Source organism: Collinsella sp. TF11-5AC (assembly GCF_003436775.1).
Taxonomy (GTDB): domain Bacteria; phylum Actinomycetota; class Coriobacteriia; order Coriobacteriales; family Coriobacteriaceae; genus Collinsella.
This window is the reverse complement of sequence record NZ_QSQO01000004.1, coordinates 65,406-91,411: the sequence shown is the minus strand read 5'-3', so window position 1 is coordinate 91,411 and position 26,006 is coordinate 65,406. Positions and strand designations below refer to the sequence as shown.

The window sequence follows — 26,006 nt, the reverse complement described above, 5'->3', positions numbered from 1 at the left end:
AGACTTTTGGTAAACCCCCACAAATCTACTAAAGAGCCCCCGTCCGGATGTTTCTTCCGGGCGGGGGCTGGCGTTAGCGTCGTATGGCTTTGTGAATCTTTAGGCCTCGTCGACGATCTTAAGGCCGCGCGTGTGGTCGATCTCGTTGAGGAGGTTAACGCGACGCTCGTGACGGCCGCCCTCAAACTCGGCGTCGAGCCACTCGTCGACGATCATCTTGGCGAGCTCGGAGCCAACGACGCGGGCGCCAAAGGCGAGCACGTTGGTGTTGTTGTGCATGCGCGAGAGCTTGGCGCTGAAGGGCTCGGAGCACACGACGGCGCGTACGCCCTCGACCTTGTTGGCAGCCAGACTGATCCCGACGCCGGTGCCGCAGATCAGGATACCCAGGTCAACGTCGCCGTTGGCAACGGCCTTGCCCACTTTGTAACCGGCGATGGGGTAGTCGAAGCTCTCGGAGGTGTCGGTGCCAAAGTTCACGACCTCGCAGCCGCGCTCCTTCAGGTGCTCGGAAATGATGTTCTTGAGCTCGACGGCGGCGTGGTCGTTACCGATACCGATCTTCATGGATGGTTCCTCTCTGGTCTGTGCGGCGCAAATGCTAAAGGTGTTTACCGCGTTCGACTGCATGATAGCGCGACTTTTGCGTAAACGCTCGGGCGTTTTTTGGTCAAACGCTTTAGCAGGCAACAAGACCGGCCTCTCATGAATAATGCCGCCAATTTGTGCTTGAGCGCCGTCCGCCGGAACCGTGGTTGCGGTTTTTGATGCATTGTTATCAAATAAAGGAGCCAACTTTTTTGAAAGTCCAGCCCGTTATGCAAGCAGGAGATACCTATGCCTACCGATTCCATCCGTGATGCCGCGTTTTGCGATGTTTTGAACCGCGAGCTTGTCTGTGCACTCGGCTGCACCGAGCCCATTGCCGTTGCCTATGCAGCGGCGCTGGCGAGCCAGACGCTCGGTTGCGAACCCGATCATATGGATGTTGCCTGCTCGGGCAACATTATCAAGAACGTTAAGAGCGTGACCGTGCCCAACTCGGGCGGTATGCACGGTATTGAAGCCGCGGCCGTGCTGGGTGCCGTGGGCGGCGACGCTAAGAGCGCGCTCGAGGTGCTCGAGAGCGTTAACGATGAAGACCGCGCTCGCGTGGCCGAGCTCCTCGCCGACGCCGGCTACTGCGATGTGTCGCTTGTCGAGGGTGTGCCCAACCTCTACATCAAGGTGACTGCGACGGCCGGGGGCCATACCGCGGTCGTCGAGATTACCGATCACCACACTAATGTCACGTGCCATACGCTCGATGGTATTCCGGTATGCGGCAAGTCGGCGGGGGAGTGCGCCGCCTGCGCCGAGCGCGTGGTGGCCGAGCGTGCGGCAGATAACGCCGATACGCCCATGTCCATTGATTCCATCATCGACTTTATCGAGGACGGTGACATTGAGGGCGCCCGCGCTGCCGTTGAGCGTCAGATTGAGCTGAATGGCGCAATCAGTGCCGAGGGCCTTGCGCACGCTTGGGGCGCCGAGGTGGGTCGTACGCTGCTGGGTGCTCGTGCCGATGACGTCGCCTGCCGTGCCCGTGCCCGTGCGGCCGCCGGGTCCGACGCCCGCATGAACGGTTGCGCGCTGCCGGTCGCCATTGTGTGCGGCTCGGGCAATCAGGGCATTACCTGCGCACTGCCCGTCATGGAGTATGCCGAGTACCTGCGCTGCGACCACGAGCGCCTGGTGCGCGCCGTGATGCTGTCCGATCTTATCGCCGTGCATATCAAGAGCTATATTGGTGCGCTCTCGGCGTTTTGCGGTGCTATTTGCGCTGCGTGCGGTGCCGGTGCTGCGATTACCTGGCTGTGCGGTGGCACGCGCGAGCAGATTGGCGCGACGGTTTCGAACACGCTCGGTAACGTTGGCGGCATCGTGTGCGATGGCGCCAAGGCGAGCTGTGCCGCCAAGATCTCGGCTGCCGTCGATGCAGCGATCCTGGGCCATGATTTGGCCATGCAGGGTCGCGGCTTCCGCGCCGGCGAGGGCCTGATCCAAGATACCGTTGAGCAGACAATCGCCAGTATGGGCTACGTAGGCCGCGTGGGCATGAAGGACACCGACGTCGAGATCCTCAACATCATGATCGGCAAGACTCGAGTCTGTTAGGACAACTCTTCCGCTACTTGGTGTTCGTAGAAGGCTTCTACTACGGCGTTAAAGTCGCGGGCGAAGCCTTCCATGGTTCCGCGCCAGGTGACTCGGTTGGGCTTGCCCTGGCCTACATAGGCAGTCTGAATGCCGCAGGCGGGGCTAGGGAAGTCGCGTTTGGGATCGTTGCCCACCATAAGGACCTCGTGCGGTTCGAGCCCCATCACCTGAAGCTGCTCTAGATAGTAGGTGGCATCAGGCTTGCAGCGGGTGGCGTTTCCCATGTGCGTGACGAGCTCAAAGGGGGCGTCGGCCAGGTCGCCCCAACCCATGCGGCACTCGATGGCCCCCTGCGGAAAGCTGGGGTTGGTAAAGAGCGCGCAGCGCAGCCCTGCGTCCTGTACGGCCTGGAGCGCGGCGTGTGCGCCCGGCATGGCATGGGCGTTGATGAGTTCGTCATTCTTGTACGGCAGGACTTCGCGATCGTAGTAGGTAAACGCCTCGTAGATGAGTGGGTCCGAGAGGCAAATGCCGCACCGGCGCTCAACCTCTTCCTGGTAAAACTCAAGATTGGTGCGATTGTCCGTACTGTTGCGACGATTGGCGTTGAGGTCGACCAGGATGGTGCCGAGGCGTGCCATCGTGCCCCCGCGGCTGCGACGTCCGATATCCGCGAGCATCGATGAGACATCCTTAAAATAGCGAAGGATGAACGCGTTGAGGTTGATGCTAAGAAGCGTCTCGTCCATATCGAAAACGACTGCTTTGAGCACGCGGGCACCTTTCTCGAAAAATCGTTCCAGAATCGTATGTCTGGGATACTTTACCCCAAAGCAGTATGCTTCACTGCTTATCGTCAACTTGTGGAGACAGTCGTTCACAAGATTGCGAAAAAGTCTCCATACGAGTAAAAAATCGCAGTTCACGCTTGAAATCGAAATGATTTCCCCGTAACCTATACGAACGTGATTGCATAAGCGTCACATTAGTATCTGTCGGCTCCCGAGTGTTCCTAAACGTTGTGTGCTTGTCGCACCCTTCTGTAGGTCCTAGCAATCGGGGCCCCGTAGTTCGAAAGGGGTCCACCTTTGAGTGAGATTCAGAACTCGTCCATTTTCTCTCTTGACGATGTCAACGAGGAGGAGATGAACAACCTCATCGACGGTACGATTACCGACTTTGATGAGGGCGATCTCGTTAACGGCACTGTCGTTAAGATCGAGCATGACGAGGTGCTCGTTGACATCGGATTCAAGTCCGAGGGCGTTATCCCGGTCCGCGAGCTGTCCATCCGCAAGGACGCTAACCCTGCAGACATCGTTGCACTCGGTGATCCCATCGAGGCACTGGTTCTCCAGAAGGAGGATAAGGACGGTCGTCTGGTCCTGTCCAAGAAGCGTGCCGAGTACGAGCGTGCTTGGAACCGCATCGAGGAGAAGTTCAACTCTGGCGAGAACGTCGAGGGCGAGGTTATCGAGGTTGTCAAGGGCGGCCTGATCCTCGACATCGGCCTGCGTGGCTTCCTGCCCGCTTCCCTCGTCGACCTCCGTCGCGTCAAGGACCTCACGTCCTACATGGGTACCCGCATCGAGGCCCGCGTCATCGAGATGGACCGCAACCGCAACAACGTCGTCCTCTCCCGTCGCGTCGTGCTCGAGGAGTCCCGTAAGGCCGAGCGCTCCGAGATCCTGTCCAAGCTCAAGTCTGGCATGCGTCTCCAGGGCACTGTTTCCTCCATCGTCGACTTCGGCGCCTTCGTCGACCTCGGCGGCATCGACGGCCTCATCCACATCTCCGAGCTCTCCTGGAACCACGTCAACCATCCTTCCGAGGTTGTCAAGGTCGGCCAGGAGGTCGAGGTCGAGGTTCTCGACGTCGACCTCAACCGCGAGCGTATCTCCCTGGGTCTCAAGCAGACCACCGAGGATCCGTGGCGCGCACTGGTCAAGAAGTATCCCGTCGGTGCTATCGTCGAGGGCACTGTGACCAAGCTTGTCCCGTTCGGCGCTTTCGTCGACCTGGGCGAGGGCATCGAGGGCCTGGTGCACATCTCCGAGATGGCCAACAAGCACGTCGATCAGCCTTCTCAGGTCACCCACGTGGGCGACAAGGTTCAGGTCAAGGTCATGGAGATCGACCTCGACCGTCGTCGTATCTCCCTGTCCATGAAGTCCGCTGCTGAGACTCTGGGCGTCGAGATCGAGGTTACTCCGCTGCCTTCCGAGAAGAAGGACGAGGAGACCGACGCCGAGTAAATCGGTTTGACGATCACTTGTTTTAAGGGATCCGTCCGTAATGGATGGGTCCCTTTTTGTATCTGCTGCTGATGCGCGCGATGCTGCTCGTGCGCAATGATGTCCGGGCTGTCCACAGGCTATTGGGTTGTCGGTGCATGAAAAATGCCGACATCCCGCCTCGGGGAGGAGGCGGGAACGCACCGAGTAGACGGAGGGGTGCGGAGCGCGGTCGCGTCTCGACTGACGACGTTGCCCATCGACGTGATTATTGTAGCGCATGGGTGGTTCTTGGTTTATCGTGCGAGCGCTTGTGTTGTGCCGTTGCCTGCGGCAACGGTGTGCTACACTCTTGCACTGCTGAGTGGGCCAGACGGTCGCGCGATGTGCTGCTTGCAGCACGCGTGAGGAAAGTCCGGGCTCCAGAGGGCGGGATGCCGGCTAACGGCCGGGCGGAGTGATCCGACGGAAAGCGCCGCAGAAAAGAAGACTCCCACCTGCGTCGCAAGGCGTAAAGGGAAAAGCTGAAACGGTGGTGTAAGAGACCACCAGCGTCGTGGCAACACGGCGGCTTGGCAAGCCCCATCCGGAGCAAGCGCGAATAGGAACGCTATGGGCCGGCCCGGTCCGCGTTCGGGTAGCGTGCGTGGAGCTGCACGGTAACGTGCAGACAAGATAAATGACCGTTCACGACAGAACCCGGCTTACAGGCCCACTCAGCTTTCTTGTTGACGCTGCGACGGCGTCAGCTGGCCGATTTGTCGCTCATTCGTCGGTCGCCGCCATAAGGCGTGCTCCCTCCTCTTTCGGGCCAAATCGACTCAGCTGACGCCGTCTCGCTGTTTTTGCCTTATCATCGGTGGCTCCGTTCTTTTTGGTGAGGTAGCCGAAGTACTCTTTGCCGTATTATTGAGGCTGTTTGTTGCTTTGCTTGTTGTTGAGGGGCTTTGTTGGACAGCTATTTTACTCTGCAATCGAATAATGAGGCTTCGGGCGAGTTTGTGGACCGCAAGAGCCGGTTTATTGCCCAGCTGGTCCATATTGAGTCCGAGGATGAGGCGAATGCCTTTATCGAGATGGTTCGCAAGCGTCATTATGACGCTCGACACAATGTTCCCGCGTGGATTTTGGTCGATGGACGCGAGCGCCAGAGCGATGATGGTGAACCGAGCCGCACGAGTGGTATGCCGACGCTCGAGGTGCTGCGCGGTGCGGGGCTCAAAAATGTTTGCTGCGTAGTAACGCGCTATTTTGGTGGCACGCTGTTGGGGCCTGGTGGTTTGGTGCGTGCCTATACCGCGGCGACGCAGGCGGCGTTGGCCGCGGCTCAGGAGGCCGGGCAGATCGTCGAGATGACGAGCGTCGTGCCGGTTGATGTGCATGTGGCCTATCCACAGTATGAGCAGGTGCTTCGCTTGGCGCAGGATTCGGGCGCCAAGGTTTCGGATACCGATTACGCGGATGCTGTGACACTTCACTTGGTGTTTAAAGCGGGGGAGCAAGAGCCGTTTTGCGCTAAGATGTGCGAGCTTATGGCGGGGCGCGAGGAGATTGAGGTCAGCGCTCCCGTGTTTGCTGAGTTCTAACGACGACGGCCGGCGTGCATTTGGATGAATCCCAAGCGCGCCGGCTGTCGTTTTATGTTGCTGCCGTTTACTCGGCGAGCTGCTTTAGCACATCGCAGGCGATCTCGACGGCATCGTCGATGCAGCCGGGGCAGCTGCGGAGCGGACCCTTGTCCGATCCGATGCCCTTGAGCGTGCCGCAGACGGTCGTCGTGTTCTTCTCGCCAAAACGCTTGGCGATTTCGCGCGACAGCTTGTAGGTCTGACCCTTGGTCTTGGGGTTCTCCATGCCTTCACTCATTACAAAGCCCATGATGGCCACGGCACCCGAGATGGCGCCGCAGGTTTCGGTCATGCCGCCCATGCCGGCGCCAAAGCCCTCGGTGAGGGTAAAGGCGACCTGGGGGTCGAGCCCGACGGCGGGCGCGAGCGTGCAGGCGACGGCCTGCGCGCAGTTAAAGCCGCGGGCGTGGTACTCGGCAGCCTGAGCCTGACAGGCGGTGATGCCGAGCTGGGCTGTATCGATTTGCTTCATCGGTGTCTCCTTGATTACGGTGTACCCGCCTATGGTACCCTTGCCGGTGTATGTAATCATTGAGAGCTTCAGGTATGCCTCATTTATATCCATCGAACAAATGCCTAAGGCTGAGACGAATGCCCCTGATTCATTTGTCCCATAACCTATCGGCGGGATGGGTTGAGAGGGGTGCGGGGTAGCGGTATCGTGAACCGAATAAAACAAAACCCAAGTAAGGGAGTTGGATATGAGCGAGCAGACCATCGGTACTACATGTGTTCAGGGCGGCTATCACCCGGGAGATGCGGAGCCGCGCCAGGTGCCCATCTACCAGTCCACCACGTGGAAATACGACACGTCCGAGCACATGGGCAAGCTGTTTGACCTGGAGGAGTCGGGCTACTTCTACAGCCGTCTGCAGAATCCCACGTGCGATCTGGTTGCCGCCAAGATCTGCGAGATGGAGGGCGGCACCGCTGCGATGCTCACGAGCTCGGGCATGGCCGCGAACTTCCTCGCGATCTTTAACGTGGCCGGTGCCGGTGATCACGTGGTCGCGAGCTCTGCTATCTACGGCGGTACCTACAACCTGCTTGCCCATACCATGGGCCGCATGGGCGTGACTTGCACGTTCGTCGCCCCCGACTGCACCGATGAGGAGCTCGAGGCAGCCTTTGAGCCCAATACCAAGCTTGTCTTTGGCGAGACGATTGCCAACCCCGCCCTTGCCGTGCTCGATATTGAGCGCTTTGCCAAGGCCGCGCATGACCACGGCGTGCCGCTGATGGTCGACAACACCTTCCCGACGCCCGTGATGTGCCGTCCCTTTGAGTGGGGCGCCGACATCGTTACGCACTCCACCACCAAGTACATGGATGGACATGCTGCCTACCTGGGCGGCGTGATTGTCGACCACGGCCAGTTTGACTGGATGGCCCATGCGGACAAGTTCCCGGGTCTCACCACGCCTGACGAGAGCTACCACGGCGTGACCTATGCCGAGAAGTTCGGCCGTGAGGGCGCCTTTATTACCAAGGCCACCGCGCAGCTCATGCGCGACCTCGGCCCCATGCAGAACCCGCAGGCGGCATTCTTCTTGAACAGCTCGCTCGAGAGCCTGCATGTGCGCATGCCGCGTCATTGCGAGAACGGCTTTGCCGTTGCCAAGTTCCTGCAGAGCCATCCCAAGGTGCGCTTCGTGAGCTATCCGGGCCTGGAGGGCGATAAGTACTATGACCTGGCTCAGAAGTACATGCCCAACGGTACTTGCGGCGTTGTGAGCTTTGGCTTTAACGGTGGTCGCGCGGCGGCCGAGACCTTTATGAAGAGCCTCAAGCTCGCCCAGATCGCCACGCATGTGGCCGACGCCCGCACTTGCTGCCTGCATCCCGCTAACGCTACGCATCGCCAGATGAACGATGAGGAGCTCATCGCCTGCGGCATCTCCGCCGACATGGTGCGCCTGTCGTGCGGCCTCGAGGACACGGCCGATCTGATTGCCGACCTTGAGCAGGCGCTCGAGCAGTGCTAGGCTAGCGTTCGCATAAGTCGCCGATGCCAGCAGAAAGCTTCGGTGACCTTTCGTTCCGATTCCGTAGGCGGGACCCCAATCGCGACTGTTCGCAGGCGATTGGGGCCCCGTTTTTGCGTTGCACCACTCGAAAGGATGGATATGGAAAAAACTGCAGAGCAGCTGCGCCGCGAGCGCATTGCCCTAGAGGGCGACACCCATGGCAAGAACAAATGGGCGATTCTGTTTACCGTGCTCATCATGACGTTTATGGTGTGTCTGGATTCGACCGTCGTGACCGTGGCGCTGCCCGTGATGCAAAAGGAGCTGGGCGTGGGCCTCGATCGCATTCAGCTGGTGAGCTCGGTGTATCTGCTTGCGACATGCGTGGCTATGTTGCCGTTTGGCCGTCTGGGCGACGTGCGCGGCAAGGTGGGCGTATTCCAGCTGGGCGTCATCGTCTTTACGGTCGGTTCGCTGCTGTGCGGCCTTTCGGCCTCGCTCGAGGTTCTTATCCTGGCACGCATTGTTCAGGGCGTCGGTTGCGCGGCGGCCATGGCTAACAACATGGGTATCATCACCGAGTCGTTTCCGGCGCGCGAGCGCGGTCGTGCCATGGGTATTCTCGCGACCTTCGTGGCCCTCGGCATGATGTGCGGCCCCGTGCTCGGCGGCATGCTGGTGGCAAGCTTTCCCTGGGAGAGCATCTTCCTCATCAACCTGCCCATTGGCGTCATCTCGTTTATCGTGGGACTCTATACACTACCGCATGTTAAGCCGGAGGCCGGCGAGCGCCCCATGTCCCTGATCGAGGCCGCTCGTCGCTGCTTTGCAAATTCGGCCTTCACCATCAACCTTGCTTGCATGCTCATCGTGTTCGTTGGTATTGGCGCATCCGAGTTTATTCTGCCGTTCTATTTTCAGGACGCCCACGGCTTTGGTTCCGACATCTCTGGGCTACTCTTTTTGGCGCTGCCGATGGTGAATGCCTTTATCGGCCCGCTTTCGGGCACGGTTTCGGACCGTGTTGGCTGCGAGGGCCCCACGGCAGTCGGCCTGGGTGTGTACGTGTGCGGTCTCTTTGCGGTGAGCACGCTCAACGAGCATTCCTCCATCCTTGCGATCGTGTGCTGCGTCGCATTTATGTCGCTCGGTACGTCGATTTTCCAAAGCCCTAACAACTCCCTGTATATGGGTTCGGCCCCGCGCGAGGCGCTCGGTTTTGCGGGCAGCTTGGGCAGTTTGGCGCGCTACGCTGGCATGGCATTCGGCATTACGGTGGCGTCGCATATCCTGTATGGGCAGATGAGCGTGGCGATGGGCGAGGCCGTGACCAGTTTCGTTGCAGGCCGTCCGGATGTATTCCTATTCGGTTTTCGCTCGGTGTTCTACGTGCTTATGGCTGTGGCCGCTGTGGGTTTTGCGCTCGCCATGGTGCGTTTGGTGAGGATGCGCGCCCGCCATTAGCGTGTTGGGAGGCTGCCTGCCACGTATTCGCGCCGTCCCAAAAAGACTGGTTTGTGGTGCGATGCGGCTTGTGGGACAGGCGGGGGTCGGTCCGTGGTAGACTATCGAACAACGTTTATTAATCGCGCGGTATCGTTGCCGCGAGAAGGGGTTGCGCCATGCAGGAGCTTGAGGATCGTATTCGCCATGACGGCATCGTAAAGGCCGGTAACGTCCTTAAGGTTGATGCCTTCCTCAACCACCAGTGCGACGTTGAGCTGTTCGACCACATGGGCGCCGAGTGGGCCCGTCTGTTCAAGAATGTCGAGATCAACAAGATCCTGACGATTGAGGCTTCGGGCATTGGTATGGCTTGCATTGCAGCCCAGCACTTTGGCGGCGTGCCGGTGGTCTTTGCCAAGAAGGCCCAGTCCATCAACCTCGACGGCGAGCAGTATGCCACGACCATCTACTCCTTTACCAAGCAGAAGGAGTACCCGGTCATCGTTGGCAAGCGTTTCCTGTCCGAGGGCGACAAGGTCCTGATCATCGACGACTTCTTGGCCAACGGCTGCGCGCTCGAGGGTCTTATCAAGATCTGCGAGGCTGCGGGTGCCGAGGTGTCCGGTATTGGCATTGCGGTGGAGAAGGGCTTCCAGGGCGGCGGTGATAAGCTCCGCGAGCGCGGCTTCCGCGTTGAGAGCCTGGCCCGTATCGCCGATATGGACTGCGAGACCGGCGAGATCACCTTCGCCTAAGCGCGCAACACAAGCGATTGGTATGCGATGTGACAAAGGGACCGTCCCTTTGTCACATTTTTTGTATGAGGGGAGGTGTTGATATGGATGAGAACAAGATGGGATGGCGCGAATATGCGCGCTATGCCGAGATGTCGGTCGAGGAGTTGGCGCGCGATTGCGAGGTGCAGGTGTTTCGCGCGACGGGTCCGGGCGGGCAGGGCGTGAACACGACGGACTCGGCGGTGCGTATGAAGCATGGGCCCACGGGGATTGTCGTGACGGCGCGCGAGAGCCGTAGTCAGTTTCAGAATCGCGCGAGCTGTCTGCGTAAGCTGCGCGCTGAGCTGGAGCGTCGCGGGCGTCCACCGCGCCGACGCGTAAAGACTAAGGTGCCTCTGCGCTCTCGCCAGCGCAGGCTCAATGACAAGCACTTCAACGCGATTAAAAAGGCCAACCGTCGCAAGCCGGGCGGGGAGGAATGATCTTCTCAATAAGTTGCGGTGAAATAGGGACTGTTTCGCGGCTTTAGCTGCATAAACAGTCCCTATTTCACTGCAACTTAGGTGGGGTTAGCGGGTTGGGTGCCAGACTTGGAGGGCGCCGGGTAGGATGTCGACCTCGATGCGCGAGGCGACAACGGGCTCGCCGTCGGCCTGGATGGGGTAGTCGGGCTCCTCAAAAGTTAGCTCGGCATGGCGGCAGCGGCGCATGCGAATCGGCGGCAGTTTGGTATGGTGGCCGTCTTTGGCCGAAAGGAACATTGGCAGGGCAACCGCGCGTGGGACGGGGCCGCAGGCGTAGCAGACGTCGAGTATGCCGTCGCAGGGATCGGCATCGGGACAGATGCGATAGCCCGAGCCATAGGTGGGGCCCAGCTGAATTGCCATGATGATCGCCCTCACGCGCTCGGCGGGCGCGCCGTCAAAGCTGACTGTCATGGGGTAGTTGCGATAGCGCAGACCAAACTGCTCAAGTCCCGAGAGGGTGTAGAGCGGCGCGCCCGTCAAGCCGGTCTTTTTGCGCAGCTCGGTGGTGCCAAGGCCGATGGCAGCGTCGATGCCGACCGAGAGCGTCTGGTCGTAGTACTCAACGGTAGCCTCGCCGCTGCCGCTCGCAGGGCTCCACGAGCGAATGCGTCCGATATCCTGACGCTGCAGCTCGCAGGTGAGCAGCGCGCCAAAATCCTTGCCGGAGAAATCGTCGATGCCGAGCGTCTGGGCAAAATCGTTTCCGGAGCCCACGGGCAGGACGGCAAGAGCGGGGCGGGCGTCCTCCTTTTGCGTCATAAGCCCGTTGACGACCTCGTGAATCACGCCGTCGCCGCCAAGGGCGATAACGGTGCGATAGCCCTGAGCCTGCGCTGCCAGCTCCTTGGCGTGTCCCGTACGCTCGGTCAACACCAGGTCAAACTGGGATGCGCGTGCAGTCATGTCCAAAAAGCGTTGCAGGCGCTCGGCAACTTCGCGTGCCGCGCCCGACTGGGCGGCTGGGTTGGCGATGATGAGCGTGCGACCAAAATCAGTTGCGTGCATGGGGCGACTCCCGGCGTGTGGCATGACAGTGCGGTCGCGCTCAGGTCGAATTGCCCCCGATTGTGGCTGCACGGCGATTATTACATCTACTCTATCAGGTCGTTGTGGCGCTCGATAGCATCCGCTACCGTACCGCCCTCATCCACAATAAGCGAACGGCGCTTGGGTGAGATGATGCGCTGGGCGGGGTACACGCCGCGGTGTCCGCCGGTTAGGTAGCTGATAAAGGCCACGATGACAAAGAACCCGGCGGCCGTGCCGTGGAACAGGTCGATGGCCATCATGCAGGTGGTGATGGGCACGTTGAGGCCGGAGCAGAACACGCCGAGCATGCCGAGAGCCGCCAGAAAACTGGGGTCAAGCCCGGTAAGGCAACCGATCCAGCCACCGAGTGCCGCACCAATGCCAAACAGGGGCGTGACCTCGCCGCCTTGGAAGCCCGCGCCCAGGGTAAGCGCTGTGACGACCAACTTGATGGCTGCGTCCGCCAGGGTGGTGTTGCCTGCAAATCCGGCGCCGGAAAGCCACGTGGAAAGGCCGGCGTAGTCCCAGGCGTCGAGGAGGGCATAGGCGGCCAAAACCACGAGTGCGCCTATAAGTGCGCGAATGAGGTAATTGGTGATAAAGCGACCGTACAGGTTCTTGACGGTTCGAACCGACCACGCAAAGAGGCGCGCGGTGAGACCAAAGATAATGGCGCTGATAACAACGATGGCAACCGTCCGCGGCGTCATGTCGGGGACGCTGGCGATGACATTCACTTCGTACTCGGTACCCAGGGCGAGTGATGTAAAGTAGCCGGTAAACGAGGCGACCAGGCAGTAGATGCCCGCGGTGTAGTCGATCTTGCCGATAAAGCACATCTCCATGCCAAAGAAAGCTCCGGCAAGGGGCGAACCGAATACGGCTCCAAAGGCCGACGAGATGCCGGCGAGCATGAGGTCGTGGTGGTCATGCTTTTTGAGGTGGGCGAGGTTCGAGATGTTGCTGGCGATGGTGCCGCCAATCTGCACCGCGGCTCCCTCGCGACCGGCCGATCCGCCCGTTAGGTGCGTGAGCGTGGAACAGACGAAGGTGAGGACGGCCATGCGCATATGGATGAGGCGTGTGCCCAGAGCGGAGTCGATGACCAGGTTGTTGCCACGCTTGGCGGCGAGGCCGTGGTTTTTGTACACCCATGCGGTGGCAACGCCCACAACGGGGAGCAGGGCGTAGATCCACTCATGGTGCTCGCGATAGTCGGTCGCGATATTCAGCGAGGCCAAAAACGCCCAAGCGGCAACGCCCATGGCGAGCGAGACGATGGCGACGAGTACGAGCAACTTAGCGCTCGCTAGTAGGTTGCGGGCGTTGCGGCGCGTGTCGGCAGCCAAGAGATGCTCGGAGCGGGTGAGCTGTTGCCTGCCTGCCATGATGACGTCGTTAAGGGAGAAAAGGCCGCCGTCGTCGAGCGGCTGGGAATGATCCTGCGCCTCGTTTGCGCTTTCGGGTTTGTCGGTAAAAGCCATACGTTCCTCTTTTTGGGTTGCAACACGAGCATTATAAAACGCGGTAAACGCGACGAGCCGGTGGGTTGGTTTCCATTCTGTTTCGCGGCTTGCAACCGACAGGTGTATTTGCGGGTACAGGCCGAGTCGCGGTCGTGCGTCGGGGGATTATACTGAGACAAGCATAAAGAATCGGCGCTCCTGTTGTGCGCCGTGGCATTAAGAGGTGCATATGGCTGAGAAACTCATTCCGTTGGAGGACGCACAGGCGATCGTCTTGTCGCACGTGAATCGCACCGAAGTTGTCGAGATTCCCGTGTGGCAGGCCGCCGGTCTTCCCTTGGCAGAGGACGCGGTGGCCGATATCGACATTTCGCCGTTTGCCAACAGCGCTATGGACGGATATGCCGTGCGCTCGGCGGACTTGGCGCAGGCATCTGGCGAGGCGCCGGTGACGCTCGACGTTGTCGGACACGAGGCCGCGGGCCATGTCTTTGAGGGCGTGGTCGGCGTGGGCGAGACGGTCCGCATCATGACGGGCGCGCCGGTACCCGAAGGTGCCGATGCCGTGGTGAAATACGAGATCGTCGAGGTGCTTGACGGCGACGGCAACGAGGGCTCGCACGTGAGCTTCTCGGCGCCTGCCAAGGTGGGGGAGAACGTTCGCTCTGCCGCCGAGGAGGCCCATGTCGGCGATGTTGTGATGCACGCCGGCGAGGTTGTGGCCCCGGCCGGCGCTGGCCTGCTGGCGAGCGCCGGGTATGCGAGCGTGAAGGTGCATGCCGCGCCGCGTGTGGGCATTATCTCGCTGGGCACGGAGCTGGTCGCGCCGGGTGAGCTGCCGGCGCGCGGGCAGATTCGCGACTCCAACTCGTCGGCGTTGATGGCCGAGGCACTCGATGCCGGCGCCGAGCCGGTGTTCTTTGGCATCGCTCCCGATGATGAGCAGGCAATCGCCGAGCTCGTGCATCGCGCCGTGCAGGAGTGCGATTTTGTCATTACGAGCGGCGGTGCCTCGGCGGGCGATTACGACTATGTGACGGCGCTCGTCCGGCGCGAGGGCGAGGTGCTCTTCGACCGCATCTCGATGCGTCCCGGCAAAGCCATCACGTTTGGCCTGCTTGGGGGCAAGCCGTATTTGGGGCTTTCGGGCAATCCCGCGGCGGCGTATGTGGGCTTTGAGGTGCTCGCCCGCCCCGCGATCCGCAAGATGCGCGGCTTTGCCGAGGGTACGCGCCCCGTGCAGCAGGCGATATTGACGCACGGCGTAAAGAAGCGCCAGGACCGACGCTTCTTCGATCGCGCCACGGTTTTGCGCGACCCCGAGACCGGTGAGCTGTTGGTGACCGAGGCCAAGACGCAGAATTCGGCGCTGCTCGGCACGATGCAGCGGGCCAACTGTCTGCTGCGTATTGACGAAGGGCCGTGTGAGCTCAAGCCGGGCGACGTCGTGGGCGTCGTTCGTGTCGATCTGCCTGAGGGCGCCGTGTTGTAGGAGGAATGCTATGGAGCTGAAGATATCGATCGTGACGTGTTCGGACACGCGCGATCTTGCCCAGGATGAGGCCGGAGCCGCACTCGAGGAACTTATCGAGGCGCGGGGCTGGACGGTCGCCTCGCATATGGTCGTGCGCGACGACGTCAGCGAGATCGGTGATGCCATTGTGGAAGCCGCCGATGAGTGCCACGCCAATGTCGTGCTCACCTGCGGCGGCACGGGGCTTTCGATGCGCGATGTAACGCCCGAGGCGACGCGTGCCGTCTGCGACCGCGATGTGCCGGGTATTGCAGAGGCAATCCGTGCGTACTCCATGACCAAGACACGCCGCGCCATGCTCTCGCGTGCTGTGTGCATGCAGCGTGGGTATACGCTTGTCATCAACTTTCCGGGATCCACGAAAGCGGCCCGCGAAAGCTGGGAGGCTGTGAGCGACCAGCTGGAGCATGCGGCCCAGATGACGGCGGGCGGCGGGCACGCCAAATAAGCGCACTGCCTGCGGCGGGGCGACAGCGCGGTACGTCCTGAGACTATCAGCAAAAGAAAATTATCAGACGAGAAGGCTTTATCGCTGATATTATTCGCGCGACAGTATGATCTAGTAACAGAACAAAGCCCGCGGTGGGGCACCCGGGCACAAGGTCCGAAAGGGTTGAACATGTTCGATATGGTTTCTCGCCGCGGATTCGTCTCGCTTTCTGCTGTTGCCGCTGCCGGCCTTGGCCTTGCCGGGTGCTCCGGCAATAAGGCGCCTGAGTCGACTGGCTCCGATGCCGGCTCCGCCAAGACTTCGTCCAAGAACGCTGTCGAGCTGCAGGTCTTTGCCGCCAACTCGCTCGAGAAAGCTCTGCCCGAGGTTCAGGAGCTTTACACCGAGCAGACCGGCGCCACGTTTGCCGACACGCAGTTTAAGGCATCTGGCGACCTCGTCGAGCAGATGCGCGCCGGTGCCGCCGTCGACGTGCTCATCACCGCTTCCAAGGGCACCATGGATGACGCCGAGACTGCCGAGCTCGTCGACGCCGACACCCGTGAGGATATGTTCGTCAACGACCTTGTGATCATTCGCGCCGAGGGCTCCGATACCAAGGTCGAGGCCATCGCCGACGTTGCGAACCTGGACGGCAAGATCGCCATCGGCGACGCCGAGACCGTTCCCGCCGGCAAGTACGCCAACCAGGCCCTGGCCTCCGTGGGCCTCTACACCGGCACCGAGGGCGACGACGGCGAGTACGCCCCCGAGATCGCCGACATGGTGGCCCTGGCCGATAAGGTCGGCACTGCTGCGTCCTACGTCTCTACGGGCGACTGCGTGGCTGGCTTTGTCTATAGCTCCGACATCTTCCGCTACGATGGCATCGAGGAGGCCTTTGTGTGTCCCGAGGACTCGCATAAGCCCATCGTGTATCCGGGCGCTGTCGCCGATGGCTCCGAACATGCCGACGAGGCCAAGGCGTTTATCGACTTTTGCCTGTCCAACAAGAAGGCCCAGAAGATTTGGGCCAAATACGGCTTTGAGCTTTCCGCGTAGTGCGGCTTGGCGCGATAATTCCATCGTTTTGTGTTTCACTCCGTCCTTGTATTCGCTTGGAGCTTTTCGTGCTTAATAGATTTCGCATGCTTGTCGCCTGTGCTTTGACTTTCGCGCTTTGCTGGGTGCCGGGGTTTGCGTTTGCTGGGGCCGCTGAGGACGGGGCCCAGGTTGCTGCGACCGCTCATGGGCTTTCCTATGGGATCGAGGGTTTTGAGCGGTTGGCCAAGGGGACCGCTCGTGCCATGGAGGGCCAGCCTGAGGGCTACCGGTTTCCCGTTGACGAGGACGTGGACCTTGTAGTGGCACCTGCTGCCGATCGCGTTGTGGCGTGGATATCGCCCAAGGCGGTCGAGAAGTATGGATTGGATCCGCAGGATAACGAGTGCGTATCGGGTCTCAAGGCCCTCGTCTGTGAGCTCGACAGCGCAAACTGCATGGGAGGTGCGCAGCTAGGGGACGTGGATCTTCCTTGGTATGTCACGGCGGAAACAACGTTTGATGCCGGCGGGTATACCTATAACTTTGATGAGCGCGGTGCGGATGGGGACCGCTATGTGGTGATTGCATCAGCCTCGGGTGATGCCAAGGGCGGCGCGCGTTGGCTTGATAGTGCTCAAATGGTTGAAGCATCGTCTGTCGTGTTGCGGGATGAGCAGGGCCCCTTGACCTCTTTGGCCTCCTTTTTAGGCGACATCGACTATAGCCCGTTTTGGGTGTCCGTTAAAACGAGCGGCCTTGCCCTGCTGATCTCCTTTGCGCTGGGCCTGTTCGCCGCGTGGAAGACTATGGGTACCTCGAGTCGCATCAAGGGCCTGCTCGATTCGGTCTTTACGATTCCTATGGTGCTGCCGCCCACGGTCTGCGGCTTTCTGCTCCTCATGCTGTTTGGCCGCTCGACCGCGGTGGGCCAGTGGCTCATCGCGCATGGCATCTCGATTGTCTTTACCTGGTCCGCGGCGGTGATATCTGCCGTGGTGGTGTCGTTTCCCCTGGTCTACCGTACGGCGCTCGGTGCCTTCGAGAGCCTCGACACGCAGATGCTCGATGCGGCGCGCACGCTGGGCTGGTCCGAGCGCCGCATCTTTGCCAAGCTCATGATGCCGCTCGGCTGGCCCTCGATTGCTGCCGGCACGGTGCTCGCCTTCGCTCGCGCGATGGGCGAGTTTGGCTGCACGCTGTTCTTTGCGGGCAACTATGCCGGCATTACGCAGACCATTCCCATTGCGATTTACTTTGAGTGGATGGGCGGCAATACGTCGGTGGCCCTCTTTTGGGTCGTGGTCGTAATCGCGTTCAGCTTCCTGGTCATTCTGTTCATCAATATGTACACGGCGCATTCGCAAAAGTACCGCGAGCGCGGCCTGTCCCGCGCGGAGCGCAAGCAGGCCAAGCAGCTGGGCGGCCAGACCGATTCGCTCGACCCAGTCGGCGGCGATGCGCTGCGTGTCGATCGCGAGGCGCTGGCCGAGCTCATGCGCGATGATACGGTCGCAAAGGGAGGTCGATAAGCCATGTCGCTTGTTCTGGATATCAAAAAGCGCTATCCGGGGTTCACCCTCGACATCCAACTCGAAGCCGGCGAGGAGTGTGTGGCGCTGCTGGGCGCCTCGGGTTGCGGCAAGAGCTGTACGCTGCGCTGCATTGCCGGTGTGGAGACGCCCGACGAGGGCAAAATCGTCGTCAACGGCGTGACCTTTTTTGACTCGGTCGCGGGCATCAACCTGTCGCCCCAGGAGCGCAAATGCGCCCTGCTGTTCCAAAACTATCAGCTGTTTCCCAACATGACGGTGGCCGATAACGTGTGCGCCGGCGTAAAGGATGCGGGCGACGCCGCGGCGCGCAAGCAACTTGCCGAGCGTTACCTGAGTATCTTTGGACTGGCCGACTTTGCCGACCGCTATCCCGCGCGTCTCTCGGGCGGCCAGCAGCAGCGCGTGGCGCTCGCGCGCATGGTGGCGGCACACCCGGGCATCTTTATGTTCGACGAGCCCATGAGCGCGCTCGATGCTTACCTTAAGAGCGCGCTCGAGCAGAACATGCTCGACCTGTTCGACGTGTGCAACCGCACCGTGCTCTACGTGAGCCACGATATTGACGAGGCGTGCCGCCTGTGCGAGCGCATCTGTGTGATGCATAACGGGCATGTGGAGGAGATCGGCTCCGTCGAGGACGTGGTCCGCCGGCCGCAAACCTTGGCTGCGCTGCGTCTGACGGGCTGCAAGAATACGAGCCGCGCGCGCAAGATCGAGCTTCAGGAAGTTGAAGCCCTGGACTGGGGCATGACCTTCAACGTGGGCCGTGATGTTCCCGATAACGTGGCGTACCTGGGTATTCGTGCGAGCTACTTCCATGTGGACAACCGTGCCGAGCGGGGTCGCAACAGCTACGATTTGCATGTGGCCCGTGTGAGCGATTCACGCTTTGAACGGCTGGTGCTGTTGGACGTGCCACGTGTCGATGCGCCCACGCGCCTGCAGTGGAAGGTCAACAAGGTGGGCGTACCTGTAGAGGAGTTGCCACAGGCGGGGGAGACCTTGCGCATGCATTTTGATGCGAGCAGGATTCATTTGGTTTGTCGATAGCGCCGGGTAATGTCGTCGGGGGATATAAGCCTCGGCGGCTTTGTTTTTGCCGTTCGCCGAATGAGGGATGACAAACTCTTATCAATCAAGATAATAATTTATTGAATGACGGAACACGACGCTGTCGTACGAATGTCAACGGTGTTCGAATGGTCAATGACCGTTGATATAGTTGACTTCAACTTGTTAAGGAGGGTGCGCACATGCCGCAGACGACATACATTCGCCGCGTTGCCGCGCGCGCCCTGTATATGGCTCGGAGTCGCATATGAGCAGGTATGTTCACGGCTCCGGGAGAGACGACGCACAGCTAAATAATCGACCGCAAGGCAGGTTCCCCAAAATTCCGGGTTTAGGCGCGGCTGGGTTTTCGCCACCCACCGTGCAGCAATACCGTAGCTATTCATATTTGGTTCGAGAGGGGAACCGTCATGGCTGAAGAATTTGATTTCCATCCGATGTGGCAGAGCCTGGGCATGAATCTTGCCGACCACGACATGCTGCTGGGCGCTGTGGGCCAGATGTACGGGGATATGTACCTGACGCAGAACAACCGCCCCAAGTCCACGTCCTATCTGGACTTTGTGGCCACCAACATCCATAGCGGCCGCATTAAGGAGATGCTCGACAAGAAGGAGGCTGGCGAGGCCACCAAGATCGTGGGCTCGTTCTGCGTCTACGTGCCCGAGGAGATCGTGCTTGCCTGTGACGGCATTCCCGTTGGTCTGTGCTCGGGTGCCGATTGGGCAACGGACAAGGTCGAGGAGCACTTGCCGCGCAACACTTGTCCGCTTATCAAGAGCTTTGCCGGCTTTAAGCTGGGCGAGGTCTGCCCCTACATTGAGTCGAGTGACTTGGTGGTAGGCGAGAACACCTGCGATGGCAAGAAGAAGGCCTACGAGTTTTTTGCCACGCAAAAGAACATGTACGTCATGGATATTCCCAACGTGCACAACGAGTCGACGCTCGTGACCTGGAAGGCCGAGGTCAAGAAGCTCGCCGCCAAGATCGAGGAAGAGTGCGGCGTTACGATTACGCCTGAGCGTCTGAAGGCCGCCATCCACGCCGTCAATGAGAAGCGTCGCGCCCTGCAGCGCCTCGCTGCCACGCGCGCTGCCGACCCAGCGCCCATCAGCGGTCTCGACAGCCTGCTGACCGTTCAGGCCGCCTTTATGGACGACACGCCGCGTCTGAGCGGAGCCATCAACGATATGGCGGCCGAGTGTGAGCAGCGTGTCGAGGCCGGAGAGGGCGTGGCGCCCAAGGGAACCAAGCGCATCCTGTACACCGGCACGCCCATGGCCGTGCCCAACTGGAAGCTGTTCAACCTCATCGAGAAGGCCGGCGGCGTTGTGGTGGGCGAGGAGTCCTGCACGGGTTCGCGCTATTACAAGGACTTGGTCGATGAGTCCGGTGAGACGGTTGACGAGATGCTCGATGCTATCGCCGAGCGCTACTTTAAGATCAACTGTGCCGTCTTTACGCCCAACGACCAGCGTATGAAGGACATTGTCCAGATGGCCAAGAACCTGCATGCCGACGGCATTGTCGACGTGGCCCTGCAGTTCTGCACGCTCTACGAGATGGAGTCGTTTGCCGTGGAGAAGGCTGCCGAGGAGGCCGGCATTCCGTTTATGCACATCACGACCGACTACGCCGGCGAGGATGCAGGCCAACTGCAAACCAGGATTGAGGCTTTCTTGGAAACCATTTAGGACTATTCGTCCTGGCGGCTTCCCCAGGCACCCGATCTTGCCGTTCAAACCGTCGCTTGCATACCAAAGTACGCGGCGCTCCTCTTTCACGGCAACCTCGGGCACCTGGGAAAGCCGTTTCCTTGGTTGGTTAAAAGGTTTAGGAGTTATATGTCGGAAAATAATGAACAGCCGTTGCCGCGCACGTTTGAGGAGTTCAACGAGCAACGCAAAGCGGCGTTTATTCGCGTCAAGGATTATAAGCAGGCGGGTAATCGCCTGGTCGGCTTTTTGTGCAGCTATACGCCGCTCGAGATTATCGATGCCGCGGGGGCTGCGAGCGTGGCTCTGTGCGGTACGTCCGATGAGGTGATTCCCGAGGCCGAGAAGGTGCTGCCCGCGAACCTCTGCCCGCTCATTAAGTCGACCTACGGTTTTGCCTACTCGCAAAAGTGCCCGTTTACGTACTTTAGCGACATGATCATCGGCGAGACCACCTGCGACGGCAAGAAGAAGATGTACGAGCTACTCAACGAGCTCAAGCGCACGCACATTCTGCATCTTCCGCAGGGTCGCGATCGTGCCTACGAGCGTGAAGGCTGGTACGAGGAGTGCCGCCTGCTCAAGGAGGAGCTCGAGGGCTTCTACGGCATCACGATTACCGACGATGACCTGCGCGCTGCCGTCCGTCGTCGCAACCGCTTGCGTGCGGCCCAGCTCGAGATGTTTGCGCTGCAGGCTAACCAGCCGGCGGCCATGAGCGGCGTCGACCTGATGAGCACCATGTTTGCCGGTACGTTCAGCTTTGATATCGAGGCCTATACGCAGCAGCTGGAGCAAAAGGTCGCCAAGCTGCGCGAGGCCTACGACGCGGGCGAGCGCCCGGTCGCGGCGGATGCCAAGCGCATTCTGATCACCGGCTGCCCCGTGGGCGGCGTGATTAACAAGATCGGTCGCACCATCGAGTCCAACGGCGGTGTGGTCGTGTGCATGGACGACTGCTCGGGCGAGCGCACGGCGGCCATGATGATCGACCCGGAGGCTCCCGACATCCTGCGCGCCATCGCCGACCGCTACCTGGATATCAACTGCTCGGTCATGACGCCCAATGACGGTCGTATGGAAAACACGCTGGCCATGTGCGAGAAGTATCACGTCGATGGCGTAGTGGAGAGCGTGCTGCAGGCCTGCCACACCTTTAACGTGGAGAGTGCGCGAATGCAAGAGGCCGTTGAGGGCGCGGGCATTCCGTACATGAAGATCGAGACCGACTACAGCAACGGTGACATGGGCCAGATCGAGACGCGCATCGCCGCCTTTATCGAAACCCTCTGACGTCTGAGGCGCCCGACCTTCCGGCTCCAACCCTCCTCGCGTACCTTGAGTACGCTTCGTCGGGCTTGTCGCTCGGAATCTCGGGCACCTCAGACGCCAGAGGGCCGTTGTTGCAGCAGTGTCTGATCGTTTGATTTTCTTGCTGATTAGGAGAGAGCCATGATAGGGATCGGGATCGATATCGGGTCTACGGCGGCTAAGGCTGCTGTGGTCGACGGGGAGGGTTCATTGGCGTGGACGTGCGTGCAGCCAACCGGGTTCTCCTCGGTCGATGCTTCCGAGCGGCTGCGCGAGGCACTGGCAGCGGCTGGCTATGACGTGGCTGACGACGACGTGCGCGTGATCGCGACCGGCTACGGTCGTGTCGCCGTGCCCTATGCGCACAAGGTCGTGACCGAGATCACCTGCCACGGCACCGGTGCCGTGCGCCTGTTTGGCGATCACGGCACGGTGATCGACGTTGGCGGTCAGGATACCAAGGTCATCCAACTCAAGGGCGGCCGCGTGGCCAAGTTCGCCATGAACGACAAGTGCGCCGCAGGCACGGGGCGCTTTCTGGAGATCATGGCCGACCGCCTGGGCATTACCCAGCAGCAGATGGCCGACCTGGCGCGTTCCGGCGAGCCCACCAAGATCAGCAGCATGTGCACGGTGTTTGCCGAAAGCGAGGTCATCAGCCTGATCGGCCGCGGCGAGCCGCGCGAGAACATTGCGCGTGGCGTGATCGACAGCGTGGTCTCGCGCGTGGCGACCATGGCCGGGCAGGCGGCGGGCGCCCCGTACTACCTGACCGGTGGCCTGTGCGAGAACACCTTCGTGGTGGAGCGGTTGGGCGAGCTACTGGGGTCGCCGGTGACCACCTCGCCCCAGGCTCGCTTTGCCGGTGCCATCGGCGCGGCGATTCGCGCACAGGCGCTCAATTAATGCATCCGCCTTGGGCTCGCATTCATGCGTATACTGAGAGAAAATGATTGACCGATGAGAGGAGGTATCGATGCCTGACGATCAGATTAAGCTCACGTCTATGACTGCCGCGAGCGGTTGAGCCGCTAAGTTGGCTCCTGGAGCCCTCGCCCAGGTCTTGGGCGACTTACCCAATGTGCATAACGACAACCTGCTCGTGGGGTTCGATACCTCCGACGATGCGAGCGTCTTCCGCGTCGGCGATAACCTGGGCCTCGTGCAGTCCATCGACTTCTTCCCGCCGATGGTCGACGACCCGTTCCTGTTTGGCCAGATCGCGGCGGCAAACTCGCTGTCGGACATATACGCCATGGGTGGACGACCGAGTCATGCTATGAACCTGCTGTGCATTCCCAATTGCCTGGGCGTTGAGGTTGCCGGGCAGATTTTGGCGGGTGGCGCCGACAAGTGCGTCGAGGCTGGCTGCACCATCGCGGGCGGCCACACCATCAACGACGACGAGCCCAAGTACGGCCTGTCCGTGAGCGGTTTTGTGCCACTCGACCGCATGCTCGCCAACAGCGGTGCGCGCGTGGGCGATGTCCTACTGCTGACCAAGGCGATCGGCTCGGGCATTATCACCACGGCCATTAAGGGCAAGCTCATCGATCAGGACGAGGCCAGCCGGATGTTTGATTCTATGCGCACCCTCAACGAGGCCCCGATCCGTTTGGCCGAGGGGCTCGAACTTCACGGCTGCACCGACATTACGGGCTTTGGCCTGATTGGGCATGCGTGCGAGATGGCCGAGGGCTCGGGCGTGCAGATTGAGCTTGCGTCGGGGGCGGTGCCGCTCTTTGACCAGGTGCTCGACATGGCGCGTCTGGGCATTATCCCCGCTGGCTCCTACCGCAACCAGGACTTCTTTGGCCCGCGCGTGGCTGCCGACGAGGACCTGGAGCCGGGCATGTTGGATGCGCTGTACGATCCGCAGACCTCGGGTGGTTTGCTCATCGCGGCGCCTGCTGCCGATGTGGATGAGCTCGCGCACCGTCTGCATGCTGAGGATCGCATCGCTGCCGTTATCGGTCGCGTATGCGAGGCGGTGCCGGGCGGTCCTGCCGTTCGTGTTGTTCATTAAGGAAAACCGTTTATGCGACCGTCCGTTGTTCTGGGCGGTCCCTTTTGAAAGGAAAAACTATGTCTACCAAAATTGAAGTTAATGCCATGGGCGATGCCTGCCCGCTGCCCGTCGTCAAGACGCTCAAAGCTCTGAAGCAGCTTGATGGCGAGGGCGCTGTGGTGACCTCGGTCGACAACGAGACCGCCGTCAAGAACATCTCCAAGATGGCGCAGGAGAAAGGCTGCACGGCCTCGGTCGAGAAGGTTTCTGACGCCGAGTGGCACGTGACCGTGGCGACCTCTGGCGCCGTTGCCGTTGCCGATCCCGAGCAAGATGGCGCTGCCTTCTGTGATGCCAGCGCCGGCAAGGGCAAGCTCGTCATTTCCGTCTACACCGACTGCATGGGCCGCGGCGACGACGAGCTGGGCCACAAGCTCATGAAGGCCTTCATCTTTGCCGTGACGCAGCAGGAGGAGCTGCCCGCGACCATGCTGTTCTACAACGGCGGCGCCAAGCTCACCGTCGAGGGCTCGCCGGTACTCGACGACCTGAAGGGGCTGGCTGAGCAGGGCGTCGAAATCCTCACCTGTGGCACCTGCCTCGACCACTATGGCATTAAGGACCAGCTTGCCGTGGGCGAGGTCACGAACATGTATGTGATCGTGGAGAAGATGGAACAGGCCGTGCGCGTCGTGCGCCCGTAGCGTATTGGTTGGAGTTGCCATGAGGGAGAAGCGCCCAGCGCTTGTCATCACGTTTCCCACCACGGCTGCCGCCATGGGCTGCGAGTCCCTGTGCATCGAGCGCGGCCTTCCCGGGCGAACGATTCCCGTGCCCGGGGAGGTCGCTGCCGGCTGTGGTCTGGCGTGGAAAGCGTTGCCTGCCGATGAGGAGCTGCTGCGCGGCGAACTCGCCGCGGCGGGCGTTCCCACCGAGGGCTATACCGTGATTGATATGTGGGAGGTCGTGCGATGATCTACCTGGATAACGCGGCGACGACCATGCACAAGCCGCAGACGGTCATCGATGCCGTGACGCAGGCGATGTGCTCGCTCGGCAATGCCGGGCGCGGCGCCACGTCGGGTGCCCTCGATGCCGCTCGTACGATTCACGGTTGCCGTGCCAAGCTCGCGCGCCTTTTAGGTTGCCCGAGGGCGGACCATGTGTGCTTTACGCCCAACTCTACGGCGGCGCTCAACACCGCCATCTGTGGCGTGGTGCGCCCCGGCGACCGCGTGGTCACGACGGTGCTCGAGCACAACTCCGTGCTGCGTCCGCTCAACCGCCTGGCAGCGGAGCGGGGTGTGACCGTTGAGCATGCGGGCTGTGACGTAAGCGGCGTGCTCCACTATGACGAGCTCGAGCGGCTGGTCACGCCCGGTACGCGTGCCGTGGTGGTGACGCATGCCTCTAATGTGACCGGCAACGCGGTCGACATTGCGCGCGTGGCGGCCTTGGCACATGCCGCGGGTGCGCTCGTGATCGTCGATGCCTCGCAGTCTGCCGGTACGGCGCATATCGATATGCAGGCCATGGGGCTCGACGTGGTGTGCTTTACCGGCCACAAGGGGCTCATGGGCCCGCAGGGCACCGGCGGCCTGGCCGTGGCGGAGGGCGTCGACGTGGCGCCCTGGGCCATGGGCGGCACGGGCGTGCACAGCTTCGATGCGTTACAGCCCATGGAGTGGCCCACGCGGCTCGAGGCGGGCACGCTCAACGGTCACGGCATAGCGGGCCTTTCCGCAGGCCTTGATTTTATCGAGGCACAAGGCGGGGTGGAGACGATTGCAGCTCACGAACGCGCACTCGCCGAACGTTTCCTCTCCGGCGCTCGCGAAATCCCCAGCATTGTACTTTACGGTGCGTTTGACCAACCTGCGCGCTCGGCGATCGTGTCGCTCAACGTGGGCGATATCGACTCTGCCGAGATCTCGGACGCGCTCATGCAAGGGTGGGGGATTGCGACGCGCTCCGGTGCCCATTGCGCTCCGCTCATGCACCGCGCGTTAGGTACCGAGCGCCAGGGTGTCGTTCGCTTCTCGTTTGGGTATTTCAACACGACCGAAGAAGTCGACACGGCTATCGATGCTCTGCGCAATTTAGTCTGCTAAAGCTGCTGGACCGTTTATACTTGCGGGACGGGTATTTTGCCCGTCCCGTTTTTGTT

Annotated in this window: 23 protein-coding genes, 1 other RNA gene and 1 pseudogene; 20 read left to right on the top strand and 5 right to left on the bottom strand. The window is 60.9% G+C overall.

Annotated elements, in window-relative coordinates; translation table 11 throughout:
* Positions 1–99: 99 nt before the first annotated feature.
* Complete coding sequence (gene rpiB / locus DXD16_RS03445) at positions 100–567, bottom strand: ribose 5-phosphate isomerase B (RefSeq protein WP_035138007.1); 468 nt, start codon at positions 565–567, stop codon at positions 100–102.
* 270 nt (positions 568–837) lie between these two features.
* On the opposite strand from rpiB, the gene DXD16_RS03440 reads away from it, so the two are divergent.
* Positions 838–2,157 (top strand): serine dehydratase subunit alpha family protein, encoded by a 1,320-nt coding sequence (locus tag DXD16_RS03440; RefSeq protein WP_117655126.1) that lies wholly within the window; start codon positions 838–840, stop codon positions 2,155–2,157.
* On the opposite strand, the gene DXD16_RS03435 is transcribed toward DXD16_RS03440, so the two are convergent.
* Positions 2,154–2,912, bottom strand: a complete 759-nt coding sequence (locus tag DXD16_RS03435) for an HAD family hydrolase (RefSeq protein WP_117655125.1) — start codon at positions 2,910–2,912, stop codon at positions 2,154–2,156. The two genes, DXD16_RS03440 and DXD16_RS03435, sit on opposite strands and share 4 nt — an antisense overlap.
* A gap of 315 nt (positions 2,913–3,227) precedes the next feature.
* Between DXD16_RS03435 and rpsA the strand changes: the two genes are divergently transcribed.
* From rpsA to DXD16_RS03420, 3 genes are all read left to right on the top strand, one after another.
* Complete coding sequence (gene rpsA / locus DXD16_RS03430; RefSeq protein WP_022095232.1) at positions 3,228–4,394, top strand: 30S ribosomal protein S1; 1,167 nt, start codon at positions 3,228–3,230, stop codon at positions 4,392–4,394.
* Between the two features lie 340 nt (positions 4,395–4,734).
* An RNA gene (gene rnpB / locus DXD16_RS03425) (RNase P RNA component class A) lies at positions 4,735–5,096 on the top strand.
* Between the two features lie 224 nt (positions 5,097–5,320).
* On the top strand, positions 5,321–5,959 hold the full coding sequence (locus tag DXD16_RS03420) for a YigZ family protein (RefSeq protein ID WP_199408088.1): 639 nt from the start codon (positions 5,321–5,323) through the stop codon (positions 5,957–5,959).
* Between the two features lie 67 nt (positions 5,960–6,026).
* Here DXD16_RS03420 and DXD16_RS03415 read toward each other — a convergent pair whose 3' ends face one another.
* Positions 6,027–6,473: a C-GCAxxG-C-C family protein gene (locus DXD16_RS03415; protein WP_117655123.1), complete on the bottom strand. Its 447-nt coding sequence runs from the start codon at positions 6,471–6,473 to the stop codon at positions 6,027–6,029.
* Between the two features lie 229 nt (positions 6,474–6,702).
* Here DXD16_RS03415 and DXD16_RS03410 point away from each other — a divergent pair, with 229 nt between their 5' ends.
* From DXD16_RS03410 to DXD16_RS03395, 4 genes and pseudogenes are all read left to right on the top strand, one after another.
* Complete coding sequence (locus DXD16_RS03410) at positions 6,703–7,986, top strand: O-acetylhomoserine aminocarboxypropyltransferase/cysteine synthase family protein (protein ID WP_117655122.1); 1,284 nt, start codon at positions 6,703–6,705, stop codon at positions 7,984–7,986.
* A gap of 141 nt (positions 7,987–8,127) precedes the next feature.
* The gene (locus DXD16_RS03405; protein ID WP_117655121.1) at positions 8,128–9,432 is read left to right on the top strand and encodes an MFS transporter; all 1,305 of its coding nucleotides are present in this window, start codon (positions 8,128–8,130) and stop codon (positions 9,430–9,432) included.
* 158 nt (positions 9,433–9,590) lie between these two features.
* On the top strand, positions 9,591–10,169 hold the full coding sequence (locus DXD16_RS03400; RefSeq protein WP_117639195.1) for a xanthine phosphoribosyltransferase: 579 nt from the start codon (positions 9,591–9,593) through the stop codon (positions 10,167–10,169).
* 152 nt (positions 10,170–10,321) lie between these two features.
* Positions 10,322–10,633: pseudogene (locus DXD16_RS03395) on the top strand (peptide chain release factor-like protein); the annotation flags it as partial.
* An 87-nt stretch (positions 10,634–10,720) separates the two neighbouring features.
* Here DXD16_RS03395 and DXD16_RS03390 read toward each other — a convergent pair.
* Complete coding sequence (locus DXD16_RS03390) at positions 10,721–11,683, bottom strand: diacylglycerol kinase family protein (protein WP_117655120.1); 963 nt, start codon at positions 11,681–11,683, stop codon at positions 10,721–10,723.
* 86 nt (positions 11,684–11,769) lie between these two features.
* A complete protein-coding gene (locus tag DXD16_RS03385; RefSeq protein ID WP_199408086.1) occupies positions 11,770–13,191 on the bottom strand; it encodes a chloride channel protein in 1,422 nt (473 codons plus the stop codon).
* A gap of 211 nt (positions 13,192–13,402) precedes the next feature.
* Here DXD16_RS03385 and glp point away from each other — a divergent pair, with 211 nt between their 5' ends.
* From glp to DXD16_RS03325, 12 genes are all read left to right on the top strand, one after another.
* Positions 13,403–14,665 (top strand): gephyrin-like molybdotransferase Glp, encoded by a 1,263-nt coding sequence (gene glp / locus DXD16_RS03380; RefSeq protein WP_117655119.1) that lies wholly within the window; start codon positions 13,403–13,405, stop codon positions 14,663–14,665.
* Positions 14,666–14,675: 10 nt separating this feature from the next.
* Positions 14,676–15,155, top strand: coding sequence for a molybdenum cofactor biosynthesis protein B (locus tag DXD16_RS03375; RefSeq protein ID WP_117655118.1), 480 nt, complete (start codon positions 14,676–14,678; stop codon positions 15,153–15,155).
* A 171-nt stretch (positions 15,156–15,326) separates the two neighbouring features.
* Positions 15,327–16,199: a molybdate ABC transporter substrate-binding protein gene (gene modA / locus DXD16_RS03370; RefSeq protein WP_117655117.1), complete on the top strand. Its 873-nt coding sequence runs from the start codon at positions 15,327–15,329 to the stop codon at positions 16,197–16,199.
* A 68-nt stretch (positions 16,200–16,267) separates the two neighbouring features.
* Entirely contained in the window at positions 16,268–17,710 is a 1,443-nt protein-coding gene (gene modB / locus DXD16_RS03365) for a molybdate ABC transporter permease subunit (RefSeq protein WP_233502594.1), read from the top strand.
* Positions 17,711–17,713: 3 nt separating this feature from the next.
* The gene (locus DXD16_RS03360) at positions 17,714–18,784 is read left to right on the top strand and encodes a sulfate/molybdate ABC transporter ATP-binding protein (RefSeq protein ID WP_117655115.1); all 1,071 of its coding nucleotides are present in this window, start codon (positions 17,714–17,716) and stop codon (positions 18,782–18,784) included.
* Positions 18,785–19,215: 431 nt separating this feature from the next.
* The gene (locus DXD16_RS03355; protein ID WP_117655114.1) at positions 19,216–20,499 is read left to right on the top strand and encodes a double-cubane-cluster-containing anaerobic reductase; all 1,284 of its coding nucleotides are present in this window, start codon (positions 19,216–19,218) and stop codon (positions 20,497–20,499) included.
* A 150-nt stretch (positions 20,500–20,649) separates the two neighbouring features.
* Positions 20,650–21,813, top strand: a complete 1,164-nt coding sequence (locus DXD16_RS03350) for a double-cubane-cluster-containing anaerobic reductase (protein ID WP_117655113.1) — start codon at positions 20,650–20,652, stop codon at positions 21,811–21,813.
* A gap of 159 nt (positions 21,814–21,972) precedes the next feature.
* On the top strand, positions 21,973–22,737 hold the full coding sequence (locus tag DXD16_RS03345) for an acyl-CoA dehydratase activase (RefSeq protein WP_117655112.1): 765 nt from the start codon (positions 21,973–21,975) through the stop codon (positions 22,735–22,737).
* 70 nt (positions 22,738–22,807) lie between these two features.
* Positions 22,808–23,857 carry a selenide, water dikinase SelD gene (selD, locus tag DXD16_RS03340; protein WP_117655111.1) on the top strand — a complete coding sequence of 350 codons (1,050 nt, stop codon included), beginning with the start codon at positions 22,808–22,810 and terminating at the stop codon, positions 23,855–23,857.
* Positions 23,858–23,916: 59 nt separating this feature from the next.
* Positions 23,917–24,543, top strand: coding sequence for a sulfurtransferase-like selenium metabolism protein YedF (yedF, locus tag DXD16_RS03335; RefSeq protein ID WP_055286145.1), 627 nt, complete (start codon positions 23,917–23,919; stop codon positions 24,541–24,543).
* Positions 24,544–24,562: 19 nt separating this feature from the next.
* On the top strand, positions 24,563–24,814 hold the full coding sequence (locus tag DXD16_RS03330; protein WP_022095212.1) for a DUF3343 domain-containing protein: 252 nt from the start codon (positions 24,563–24,565) through the stop codon (positions 24,812–24,814).
* Positions 24,811–25,950, top strand: coding sequence for an aminotransferase class V-fold PLP-dependent enzyme (locus DXD16_RS03325; protein WP_117655110.1), 1,140 nt, complete (start codon positions 24,811–24,813; stop codon positions 25,948–25,950). Before DXD16_RS03330 ends, DXD16_RS03325 begins: the two co-directional genes overlap by 4 nt.
* Positions 25,951–26,006: the final 56 nt, after the last annotated feature.